The following is an 11,460-nucleotide window of genomic DNA, read 5'->3' on the forward strand; positions in this document are numbered from 1 at the left end:
CAAGCAGTGGCGCAGGGCGTACTCGCGTAGCAGTACGCCGCTGGGCAGGAGGGGCCTAAGGTTCAGGCGCGTGCAGAGCCCGCCCGGGAAGGCGAAAACCAAAGACATCAGCCAAAACGCGGCAATCCGGAGCAAGCAATGGGGCGCCCCCGCAAAAGCCCGAAAGTGAGTCGCCCGAGGGGGCGAAACCCGGAATATCTGAAACACCCAAGGCGGCGTCCAGAACATCCAACCACCACCCCATCGCCAACCTGGCCCCACCCCAGTCATCCAAAACCCTGAACTTCCCCCGACACCATGGCCTCCCTAGTCATGAAAGCCAATGTCGAGGAGAGCACCATGCAAGCTGCCATTCCCATCTTCGTACTGGGCTGCCTGGCCGCCAGCGATGCGCTGGCCGAGGCCTGCCATGTGATCGCCCAGCCCACGAGCACTGCCGTCGAGGTGGTGGCCGAAGAGCTCTGCTACGAATTCATCGGCATGGACGACGATGCCCTCGACTGGGCCTGCAGCAACCAGCCCGGCGCGATGATCGAGCGTCGCCAGCAACTCGTGGCGAGCTGCGCCACCGGCAGCGCCGGTCGTTGCGATGCAGCGCTGACCCAGGCGACATTGCGCAACTACCGCGCTTTCGACGACGATCGCGGCAAACCACGCCCGGCAGTGCCCAACGACGCCAAGGTGATCACCCACTACTACCGCAGCGATAATCTCGAGCAGTTGCGTATCGATTGCGAGAGCAGCGGCGGCACCTGGCAGGAGGAACCATGAGTGCACATCAGGGCCTGGCCCTGCTGCCAGGCACGGGGCGCCACATGGCCCACGAACGCGCCGTGCAACGCCTGCTCGGCGAAAAACTGGCAGTGCTGCTGGGCTGCCCCTTTCTCGGCCTCTACCAGGCCGACGAGCATGCCGCGAGCCAGTGCTACTTCCTCCCCGAAGACACCCTGGTGGGCGATCAGGCCGCGCTGGGCATCGCCGGGCCGGAGGATTTCTTCGGCGGCCAAGTGGGCCAGGCCTTCATGGCCAGCAAGGCCATCAGCCATCCCTTGCCCGAGGGCGCCCGATGCATGCCCGAGGGTTGGTCGCCGACCCTGGGCGAACAGATCGCCAGCGTCACCCTGCCCGGCTTCACCGTCTTCCACGCCGAGGACGCTCGGCAAGCCGGGCTGCATCTGCTGCGCGACGGCCCGCTGCGGCTCAAGCCGGTGAATGCTACGGCTGGCCGAGGGCAACAGGTGGTGCGCACGCTCGGTGAGCTGGAAGCGGCGCTGGCCAGCCTCGACGAGCAAGCTCTGGAGGCAGAGGGCCTGGTGCTGGAGGAAAATCTGCAGCAACCGACCACCTACAGCGTCGGCCAGATCCAGGTGGCGGGCATCACCCTGAGCTACTACGGCACCCAGCAACTGACCCGCGACAACGCCGATCAGTCGGTCTACGGCGGCTCCAGCCTGACCCTAGTGCGCGGCGACTACCTGAGGCTGATGAGCCTCGACCTGACCCGCGATGTGCGCCTGGCGGTGCAGCAGGCGCGCCTCTTCGAGCTGGCCGCCATGGACGCCTACCCGAGCATTCGCGCGTCACGGCGCAATTACGACGTGGCCCAGGGCCTGAACGCTGCGGGACGACCGCGCAGCGGCGTGCTGGAGCAGTCCTGGCGCATCGGCGGGGCCAGCGCGGCGGAAATCTTCGCCCTGGAAGCCTTCATCGAGCAGCCCGAACTGCAACAACTGCAGGCCTCCACCCATGAGTTCTACGGCGCCGGGCTGCCGCCGGCAGGCGCCATCTGCCTGTACGAAGGCGAAGGCAGCGAACTGGGGCCGATCAGCAAATACGTCAAGGTGAGCCAGGCATGAGCGCCGTCAGCGAAAGCATCGAGATCAGGGTGGATGGCCAAGCCATCGCCGGCACCCTGCTGGAGCCGGCAGCCAAGGTGCCCGGCGTGCTCTTCGTGCACGGCTGGGGCGGCAGTCAGCAACGCGATCTGGCGCGGGCCAAGGGCATCGCCGCATTGGGTTGCGTCTGCCTGACCTTCGACTTGCGCGGCCATGAAAAGACCATCGCCGCGCGCGAAAGCGTGACCCGCGAAGACAACCTGGCCGATCTCATCGCCGCCTACGACCGGCTGATCACCCACCCGGCGGTGGACGCTGCCAGCGTGGCGGTGATCGGCAGCAGTTACGGCGGCTACCTGGCCACCCTGCTCAGCGCCTGCCGCGCCGTGCGCTGGCTGGCCCTGCGCGTGCCGGCGCTGTACTGGGACGAGCAATGGCACCTGCCCAAGCGCCAACTCGATGTGGCGCGCCTGGCCCAGTACCGCCAGCGTGCCTTGAGCCCAAGGGACAACCGCGCGCTGGCCGCCTGTGCGCAGTTCACCGGCGATGTGCTGCTGGTGGAATCCGAACATGACGATTACGTGCCGCACGCCACCCTGATGAGCTACCGCGCCGCCTTCGAGCGCGCGCACTCGCTCACCCACCGCATTCTCGACGGCGCCGACCACGCCCTGAGCCAGGATCACGACCAGCAGGCCTATACGCGGCAGTTGACCAGTTGGGTCAGCGAAATGGTGATCGGCGCGCGCGTCGGTAACTACCCGCACCATCAAGTGCGTTATTCCTGAGCCGGCTCAGCGCCGGTGCAGGTCATTGGGCATTCGCCCTTCACTCACTAGAGGAGCGCAACCATGAAAATCAGCAAACTCATGACCCGTAACGTGCAAACCCTGGAACCTGAACGCAGCATCCGCGAGGCGGCCACGCTGATGGCCGACATCGACAGCGGCGCACTGCTGGTCAACGAAGGTGATCGCCTGGTCGGCATGATCACCGACCGCGACATCGCCATCCGCGCCGTGGCCGCCGGGCTGGACGGCGACACGCCGGTACGCCAGGTGATGAGTGGCCAGGTGCGTTATTGCTTCGACGACGAGGACGTCGAGCATGTGGCTGCCAATATGGCCGATATCCAGGTACGGCGCCTGCCGGTGCTCAACCGTGAGAAGCGTCTGGTTGGGGTGGTGTCGCTGGGGAATATCGCCTCCGGGCATAGTCGCCAGGCCAATGACACCTTGTTGCGTGGGGTGTCGAGCGCGCATTGACGGCTCATCATGCCCTTCCCGCCGCGGGGCTCTGAGCGTTAAGTCCGGAACTCGGGGTGATCGGTTTGGGCACCGGGCTGGCAAGTTTGTGTTTCGGCTTGCTGTTGTTCGGTGCCTGTTCCGAGTTGCCGCGGTTTTGTGAATTTTGGCGTTCTGGACGCCGCTGCGGTGTTTGCTGGAACTCCCTGTTTCGCCCCCTCGGGCGACTCACTTTTCTTTGAAATGCGCAAAGAAAAGTAAGCAAAAGAAAACGCACCCCATCATCCGGCCCCGGCTTCGCCGGGGTGCGTTCGCTCCATCGCCGCTCCGAGGGTCGGCGTACATGGGCCATCCCTGGCCCATTACGCCTCTCGCAGCATCCATGCTGCTCGCCCCTCTACGCAACGATTCCACTCACCCTCCTGAAGGGGACATTCGCGCGCCTGAACCAACGGTAACTCTCCGGGACGCTGCATGGTTGCATGCCGTAGGGCGGACTCAGGAGCGCCAGCGAACAGTCCGCCGGGCCATGCCTGGCCCGGCACCACAACCTATGCCCCACACCGTGGGAGGCGCTTTAGCGGCGACGGTCGCGGCTCAAACTCCTCCCCACAACTCATCCCAGCCCCAGCACCAAACTCCCCAACGGTGGCAATTGCAGATTCAGCGAATCAGCCTGGCCGTGGGCGGCCACCTGCTCGCTGTGCAGCTCGCCCTGGCTCCCCGCCCCCGACCCACACCAGCGACCCTCGTCGCTGTTGAGCAGCACCTGCCAGCGCCCCGCCTGCGGCACGCCGATGCGGTAGTCGCTGAGCACCTGCGGCGTGCCGTTGTGCACCACCAGCAGCAGCCGTCCGTGTTCGCCCCGGCGCAGCCAGGCGAACACGCTGTTGTGCGCGTCGTCGCCGATCAGCCACTGGAAGCCCTCCGGTCGTTCGTCCCACTGGTGCAATGCCGGCTCCTGGCGATACAGGTGATTGAGTTCGGCGACCAGCGCCTGCACGGCCGTGTGCTCGGGGTATTGCAGCAGGTACCAGTCCAGTTGCTGGTCGTGGTTCCACTCGCGCCACTGAGCGAATTCGCAGCCCATGAACAGCAGCTTCTTGCCTGGGTGCGTCCACATCAGGGCGAGGAACAGGCGCAGATTGGCGAACTGCTGCCAGCGATCACCGGGCATGCGACCGATCAGCGAGTGTTTGCCGTGCACCACCTCGTCGTGGGAGATCGGCAGGATGTAGCGCTCGGAAAAGGCATAGTGCAGGCCGAAGGTGATCTGCTGGTGATGATGGCGGCGATACAACGGGTCGTTCTGGAAGTAGCGCAGCGTGTCGTTCATCCAGCCCATGTTCCATTTGTGGCTGAAACCCAGGCCGCCCTCGCTGACCGGGCGGCTGACGCCGGGCCAGGCGGTGGATTCCTCGGCGATCATCAGCGCGTCCGGCACTTCGCTGCGCACCACCTCGTTGAGGTGCTGGAGGAATTCGATGGCCTCCAGGTTCTCGCGGCCGCCATGGCGGTTGGGAATCCACTGCCCTTCCTCGCGGGAATAGTCGCGGTAGAGCATCGAGGCCACGGCATCCACACGCAAGCCGTCGACGTGGTACTCGCGCAGCCAGTACAGGGCGCTGGCCAGCATGAAGCCGTGCACCTCGCTGCGGCCGAGGTTGTAGATGCAGGTGTTCCAATCCGGGTGGAAGCCCTCGAAGGGATGCGCGTATTCGTACAGCGCGGTGCCGTCGAATTCGGCCAGGCCGTGGGGGTCGTTGGGAAAGTGCCCCGGCACCCAGTCGAGGATCACGCCGATGCCGGCGCGGTGGCAGCGGTCGACGAAGGCGGCGAAGCGCTCCGGCTCGCCCAGACGTGCGGTGGGCGCGAACATCGACAACGGCTGGTAGCCCCAGGAGCCGCCAAAGGGGTGCTCCATGATCGGCATGAGCTCGATATGGGTGAAACCCAGGTGCTGCACGTAGGGGATCAGGCGCTCGGCCAACTCGTCCCAGTTCGGCGTGCGCTCGTCCTGCCACTGCCAGGAACTGGCATGCAGCTCGTAGATGGCCAGCGGCGCTGCGGGTTGGTGGCGCTGCCCGCGTTCGCTCATCCACTGCTCGTCCTGCCAGGCGAAAGCCTCGGCGCGGGGGACGCGTGAGGCCGTCGCTGGTGGCGCCTCGCTGGCCTGGGCCAGGGGGTCGGCCTTCTGTGGCAGCAGACCGTGGGGGCCGAGAATCTCGTACTTGTAGCGCTCGCCCGCCACCAGGCGCGGGATGAACAGCTCCCACACCCCCGCCGGGTAGCGCAGGCGCATGGGATGGCGACGGCCGTCCCAGCTGTTGAAGTCACCCACCACCGACACCCGCCGGGCATTAGGCGCCCACACCGCGAAGCTCACTCCGGGCACGCCCTGGTGCTCGCAGGGACGCGCGCCCAGGCAACGCCACAGCGCACGGTGATTGCCCTCGGCGAACAGGTACAGATCCAGCTCGCCGAGCAGCGGCCCGAAGGCATAGGGGTCTTCCACCTCCTGCACGGCACCGGGCCAGTGGATGCGCAGGCGATAGGCCTGCGGCTCGCTCAGCAGCAGCTCGAACAGGCCATCATCGTCGCGGCGCGTCATGGCGCCCAGTATCTGGCCGGCGCCATCGAGCAGTTCGACGGCCTCGGCGCCGGGCAGCCAGACGCGCACCAGCGTGCCATCGGCCTGCACATGAGGGCCGAGAAAGGCGAAAGGATCGCCCTCCTCGGCCCGTCTCAGACGTTCGATTGCGGGGTCGTTCACGGCGTTGCCTCGATCAGTTGGCGGGCCAGGCGTACCAGGCCATGGAGGGGAACGTCGATCCAGTCGGGGCGGTGCCCACTTTCATAGACGATTTCATAGGCGGCCTTTTCCAGGCAGAACAGCGTCAGGGCGGCCTTCTCGCCGTCGCGTGCGTGCCATTCGTGGGGCAACTCGGCGGCAGCCTGGCGGTAGGCGTCGAGGAAGGCCTGGCAGGCCTGCTCGCGATAGCGCGCCAGCAGCCGCGCCACCTGCTGCGAGTCGGCGTTGCCGTCCAGGCCCCCGGCGTTGCGCTGCGCCACGGCGGCGGCGTAGTCGAAGGAGCGCAGCATGCCGGCCACGTCCTTGAACGGGCTGTGACGCTGGCGACGCTCCTCCAGAGTGCGGTTGGGCTCGCCCTCGAAGTCGATGATGTAAGCGTCGCCCTGCACCACCAGCACCTGGCCCAGGTGCAGGTCGCCATGCACGCGGATGCGCAGACCGCCAGCCACGGCCTGGCTCAAGCGTTCGACGGCCTGTTGCAGGGCCGCACGGTGGGCCAACAGCCAGTCGGCCTGTTCGCGGCTGGCTGCCGGCAAGCTCTCACGCTGACGCTCCAGTGCCTGCAGGGCCTGTTGCAGTTGCGCACCCACCGAGACTTGCCAGGCGGCGCTGTCCTGGGCCGCGCTGAGCTGGCTGCCGAAGGCCGGGTCGTCCACCGGCCGGGCCAGCACCGCATGCATTTCGCCGACACGCTTGCCAAGCACCGCGCAGAAGGTGGCCAGCTCACCCAGGGCATCCACCTCGGGCTCGCTCATGCCGCCGGTCAGTGCGTCGCGCAGCGCCCGCTCCAGGGTGTTGAGCGTCCATTGCCAGGCATCGCCCTGGTTGTCCAGGTAGCCTTGCACCACCAGCAGGGTATGCGGCTGGCCCTGCTCGTCGACCCGCAGCACCTCGCCGAAAAATGGCGCGGTGTGAGCGAAGCCGTGAGCGCCGAGAAAACGGCTCATCTCCACCTCCGGGTGGATGCCGGCGAAGCCACGGCGCAGCAGCTTGAGCAATACCTGCTCGCCCACCAGCGCCGAGCTGTTGGACTGTTCGGCCGAGAGCAGTTTGAACTGGTTTTCATCCAGGCCGTCCAGGGCCAGCAGCGCCGGCTCGGCGCGGAACTGAATCTCCCCGGCGGCGCTGTGCAGCACGCGCTCCTGGCGCAGCAGCGCGAGCATCAACTGGCTGAAGTGCGGCAGGCTGAAGGCATCGGTCAGCAACTCCACGCGCCGGCCACGGCGCAGACGGGCCAGGGCCATCTGCTGCGGCAGGTCGCTGCCACTGCTGCGTTCGGGCACGGCGGCCAGCGGCAGGCGATAGTGCTCCACGCCCTGCTCACCGCTTACCTCCACCTCGGCCAGCAGCGGCGCATCGGCGTCCTGGCCCAGGGGCACGGCATAGAGCAGGCGCACGCTGCCGGGGGACACGCGCTCAGCGGCGTACCAGCGCCGCTTGGGCAGGTACAGCGGCAGCGACTCGCGCTCGAGCATCTGCCGGGCGCGACCTTCGAGCACTTCGTTGAGGGCGCGGCTGAGCACCAGGGTCTGCAGCTCGGGCATGCGTTCCACCGGCTTCAAGTGCCAACTGGGCATCTGCGAGGCGTCGGCCAGGTAAAACCAGTAGAAGCCATAGGGCGGCAGCGTCAGCAGGTAGGGCAACTGGCCGATGGGCGGAAAGGAGGCGCCGCCGACCATCTCCACCGGCACGCGGTCGCAATAGTCGGCCAGCTCCAGCTCCACCGCCTGCGCCGCACTGGACAGGTTGGCCACGCAGAGGATGCGTTCTTCCTGGCCATCTTCCATCTGATGCAGGCGCAGATAGGCGAGGATGCGCCGGTTGCTCGGCGCCAGCATCTCCAGGCTGCCACGGCCGAAGGCCTTGTGCTGGTTGCGGATGGCAAGCATGCGCCGCGTCCAGTTGAGCAGCGAGTGCGGGTCGCGCGCCTGCGCCTCGACGTTGATGGTCTGGTAGCCGTACAGCGGATCCATGATCGGCGGCAGCACCAGGCTGGCCGGGTCAGCGCGGGAGAAACCGCCGTTGCGATCCACCGACCATTGCATCGGCGTGCGCACGCCATCGCGGTCGCCGAGGTAGATGTTGTCGCCCATGCCGATCTCGTCGCCGTAGTACAGGGTCGGCGTGCCCGGCATCGACAGCAGCAGGCTGTTGAGCAGCTCGATACGCCGGCGGTCGCGCCCCACCAGCGGCGCCAGGCGTCGCCGAATGCCCAGGTTGAGGCGCGCGCGGCTGTCGGCGGCGTAGTAGTTCCACAGGTAGTCGCGCTCGTCGTCGGTGACCATCTCCAGGGTCAGCTCATCGTGGTTGCGCAGGAAGATCGCCCATTGGCAGTTGGGCGGTATCTCCGGGGTCTGACGCAGGATGTCGGTGATGGGAAAGCGATCCTCCTGGGCGATGGCCATGTACATGCGCGGCATCAGCGGGAAGTGGAAGGCCATGTGGCATTCATCGTCCTCGCCGAAGTACGGCCGGGTGTCCTCCGGCCACTGGTTGGCTTCGGCCAGCAGCAGGCGATCCGGATAGCGCGCGTCCAGTTCGGCGCGGATGCGCTTGAGCACGGCGTGGGTCTCCGGCAGGTTCTCGCTGCTGGTGCCGTCACGCTCGATCAGGTAGGGGATGGCGTCCAGGCGCAGGCCGTCGACGCCCATGTCGAGCCAGAAGCGCATCACCCCGAGCACAGCGTCGAACACCCGCGGGTTGTCGAAGTTGAGATCCGGCTGGTGCGAGTAGAAGCGGTGCCAGAAGTACTGCCCGGCCACGGCGTCCCAGGTCCAGTTGGATTTCTCGCTGTCGATGAAGATGATCCGCGTGCCGGCGTACTTGTCGTCGCTGTCCGACCAGACGTAGTAGTTGCGCGCCTTGGAGTTCTTCTTGGCGCGGCGGGCGCGCTGGAACCAGGGATGCTGGTCGGAGGTGTGGTTGATCACCAGCTCGGTGATCACGCGCAGGCCGCGCCGATGCGCCTCGGCGATGAAGCGGCGGGCGTCGGCAAGGCTGCCGTAGTCCGGGTGCACGCCACGGTACATGGCGATGTCGTAGCCGTCGTCACGCCGTGGTGAGGGGTAGAACGGCAGCAGCCAGAGGGTGTTGACGCCCAGATCGGCGATGTAGTCGAGCTTGTCGATCAGGCCCTGGAAGTCACCGATGCCATCGTTGTTAGCATCGAAGAAGGACTTCAGGTGCACCTGGTAGATCACCGCGTCCTTGTACCACTGCGGGTCGTTGAGAAAGGTTCTGGCGGCTTTGCGTCTGGCCATGTTCGGCACTCCTTGTCAGTGGGGGGCGCGGATGCGCCAGATGCCGAATGGCAGGTGCCAGGGTTCGATGCGCATCCACTGCACCTTGCCGTGCCAGGTCCAGCGGTGGCCGTTCATCAGGTCTTCGCCTTCCAGTGCGGCATCGTCGGGCAGGCCCAGCTCCCACAGCGGCAGCTCGAAGTGGGCCTCCTGCGCCTCGTAGGGGTCGAGGCTGACGGCCACCAGGATGAAGTTGCGCAGATCCTCGGTGCGCTTGCCGAAGTAGAGGATGTTGTCGTTCCAGGCGGTGTAGGCGACGAAGCCCAGGTGGCTGTGCAGCGCCGGGTTGTCGCGGCGGATCTGGTTGAGGCGGGTGATCTCGGCGTTGATGTTGCCGGGCGCCTGGTAGTCGCGCGGGCGTAGCTGGTACTTCTCCGAGTCGAGGTATTCCTCCTTGCCTGGCACCGGCGCCGCCTCGCACAGCTCGAAGCCCGAATACATGCCCCACAGGCCCGAACCCATGGTGGCCAGCGCGGCGCGGATGAGAAACCCGGGGCGGCCGCTGCGCTGCAGGAAATAGGGGTTGATATCCGGCGTGTTGACGAAGAAGTTCGGCCGGTAGCAGTCGCGCCAGGGCGGCTGGTTGAGCTGCTCGAAATAGGCCTGCAGCTCGGCCTTGCTGTTGCGCCAGGTGAAATAGGTGTAGCTCTGGCTGAAGCCGAGCTTGCCCAGGCGCGCCATCATCGCCGGGCGGGTGAAGGCCTCGGCGAGGAAGATCACCTCCGGGTGACGTTCACGCACGTCGGCGATCAACCACTCCCAGAACGGCATCGGCTTGGTGTGCGGGTTGTCCACGCGAAACAGCGTCACGCCCTGCTCCACCCAGCCCAGCACCACGTCGCGCAGCGCCAGCCAGAGATCGGGGATGGCCGCCTCGGCGTAGAACTCGACGTTGACGATGTCCTCGTACTTCTTCGGCGGGTTCTCGGCATGGCGGATGCTGCCGTCCGCGCGCCAACTGAACCAGCCGGGGTGCTCCTGCAGCCAGGGGTGGTCGGGCGAGCATTGCACGGCGAAATCCAGCGCCACTTCCAGGCCATGTTCGCGGGCGCGCTGCACCAGGGTGCGAAAGTCCTCCAGGCTGCCGAGCTCGGGATGCACGGCGTCGTGGCCGCCCGCCTCGCTGCCGATGGCGTAGGGGCTGCCGGGGTCGTCAGGCCCGGCCGTGAGGCTGTTGTTCGGCCCCTTGCGATGGCTGCGGCCGATGGGGTGGATGGGCGGAAAATACAGCACGTCGAAGCCCATGGCAGCGATCTCGGGCAGGCGCGCTTGCACGTCGGCGAAGGTGCCATGACGGCCCTCGTCGCCCAGCGAACGGGGAAACAGCTCGTACCAACTGGCGAATTCGGCCAGTGGGCGCTCCACGTCCAGCGGGTAGTTGGCCGTGCGCAACAGATGGGGGCGGTACTCGGCGCGGCGCATCAGCTCGTTGACCGCCGGGTCGATCAGCACCGCCTCGCGCTCTTCCTGCGACTGCGCAGCCTCCATGCGCTCGACCAGCGCCGCCACCTCGCCACGCAGGTGTTCCGGGGCCTGGGCGCAGATGCGCCGCACCAGTTGCGCGCCTTCCTGCAGTTCCAGCTCCACCGGCACGCCAGCGCCGAGCTTCTTCACCAGCTCCTGGCGAAAGCTGGCGTAGACGTCCTGCCAAGCTTCGATGGCGAACTCGGCGCGTCCGGGCTGATCGACCACTAATGTCGCCTGCCAGTGATCGTTGCCCTGTGGCTGCAGCGCCACACGCTGCCAGGTGGCCTGCCCGGCGCTGCGCCAAAGCAGATCGGCGGCGAGCTGATCATGGCCGTCGGCGAAGATCACCGCACTCACCGGCAGCGCGCGGCCGCACAGGCACTTGGCGGCGAAGCGCCCCGCCTCCAGCACGGGTTGCACGGCCTCGATGGCCAGACGGGGTCGGGTCAGGGCCCTGGCGAGGGCATCGTCGATGGAGTGCGGGGGCAGCATGAATCCTGGCTCCTCTGCGCCTGGCAAACGTCATGTTCGCGCGGTGAAAACGAGCGCCCCGGAAAATCCGGGGCCTAAAATTCCGAGGCGGCGCCGAGGCCTAAAGTTCAGGGATTTTTTGCGGTTCTTGGCATTTTGGGGGAATGCTTGGCTGACACCGGACTGGCAGGTTTGTGGGGGTGCTTGTTGCTTGTTCGGGTGCTTGTTCCGGATTGCCGCGTTTTTGTTGATGTCTCTGGTTTCGCCCTCCCGGGCGAGTCACTTTTGGGGCAAAAGTAACCAAAACCTCCGCCCTTTCATCCGGCCCTGGC

The 11,460-nt window shown here is 66.6% G+C and carries 7 protein-coding genes; 4 read left to right on the forward strand and 3 right to left on the reverse strand.

What is annotated here, in order from left to right; translation table 11 throughout:
- Positions 1-339: 339 nt before the first annotated feature.
- From ACSVIK_RS24135 to ACSVIK_RS24150, 4 genes are all read left to right on the forward strand, one after another.
- A complete protein-coding gene (locus ACSVIK_RS24135; protein ID WP_442446677.1) occupies positions 340-771 on the forward strand; it encodes a hypothetical protein in 432 nt (143 codons plus the stop codon).
- Positions 768-1,856, forward strand: a complete 1,089-nt coding sequence (locus tag ACSVIK_RS24140) for a DUF3182 family protein (RefSeq protein WP_442446678.1) — start codon at positions 768-770, stop codon at positions 1,854-1,856. Before ACSVIK_RS24135 ends, ACSVIK_RS24140 begins: the two co-directional genes overlap by 4 nt.
- The gene (locus ACSVIK_RS24145; RefSeq protein WP_442446679.1) at positions 1,853-2,623 is read left to right on the forward strand and encodes an alpha/beta hydrolase family protein; all 771 of its coding nucleotides are present in this window, start codon (positions 1,853-1,855) and stop codon (positions 2,621-2,623) included. Before ACSVIK_RS24140 ends, ACSVIK_RS24145 begins: the two co-directional genes overlap by 4 nt.
- Positions 2,624-2,686: 63 nt before the next feature.
- A complete protein-coding gene (locus ACSVIK_RS24150) occupies positions 2,687-3,100 on the forward strand; it encodes a CBS domain-containing protein (protein WP_268177667.1) in 414 nt (137 codons plus the stop codon).
- Positions 3,101-3,695: 595 nt separating this feature from the next.
- On the opposite strand, the gene glgB is transcribed toward ACSVIK_RS24150, so the two are convergent.
- Genes glgB through ACSVIK_RS24165 form a run of 3 tightly spaced genes read right to left on the reverse strand, consistent with a single transcriptional unit; the run spans position 3,696 to position 11,149 of the window.
- A complete protein-coding gene (gene glgB / locus ACSVIK_RS24155) occupies positions 3,696-5,852 on the reverse strand; it encodes a 1,4-alpha-glucan branching protein GlgB (RefSeq protein ID WP_442446680.1) in 2,157 nt (718 codons plus the stop codon).
- Positions 5,849-9,151: a maltose alpha-D-glucosyltransferase gene (gene treS, locus ACSVIK_RS24160; RefSeq protein ID WP_442446681.1), complete on the reverse strand. Its 3,303-nt coding sequence runs from the start codon at positions 9,149-9,151 to the stop codon at positions 5,849-5,851. The genes glgB and treS overlap by 4 nt, the downstream gene beginning before the upstream one ends.
- A gap of 15 nt (positions 9,152-9,166) precedes the next feature.
- The gene (locus ACSVIK_RS24165) at positions 9,167-11,149 is read right to left on the reverse strand and encodes an alpha-1,4-glucan--maltose-1-phosphate maltosyltransferase (RefSeq protein ID WP_442446682.1); all 1,983 of its coding nucleotides are present in this window, start codon (positions 11,147-11,149) and stop codon (positions 9,167-9,169) included.
- Positions 11,150-11,460 lie beyond the last annotated feature (311 nt).

The organism is Pseudomonas sp. NCHU5216 (assembly GCF_052156495.1).
Taxonomy (GTDB): Bacteria; Pseudomonadota; Gammaproteobacteria; order Pseudomonadales; family Pseudomonadaceae; genus Aquipseudomonas.

Coding starts and splice junctions, on each gene's coding strand:
- treS (WP_442446681.1), bottom strand. CDS start 9,151: ATGGCCAGACGCAAAGCCGCCAGAACCTTTCTCAACGACCCGCAGTGG.
- ACSVIK_RS24135 (WP_442446677.1), top strand. CDS start 340: ATGCAAGCTGCCATTCCCATCTTCGTACTGGGCTGCCTGGCCGCCAGC.
- ACSVIK_RS24165 (WP_442446682.1), bottom strand. CDS start 11,149: ATGCTGCCCCCGCACTCCATCGACGATGCCCTCGCCAGGGCCCTGACC.
- ACSVIK_RS24145 (WP_442446679.1), top strand. CDS start 1,853: ATGAGCGCCGTCAGCGAAAGCATCGAGATCAGGGTGGATGGCCAAGCC.
- ACSVIK_RS24150 (WP_268177667.1), top strand. CDS start 2,687: ATGAAAATCAGCAAACTCATGACCCGTAACGTGCAAACCCTGGAACCT.
- ACSVIK_RS24140 (WP_442446678.1), top strand. CDS start 768: ATGAGTGCACATCAGGGCCTGGCCCTGCTGCCAGGCACGGGGCGCCAC.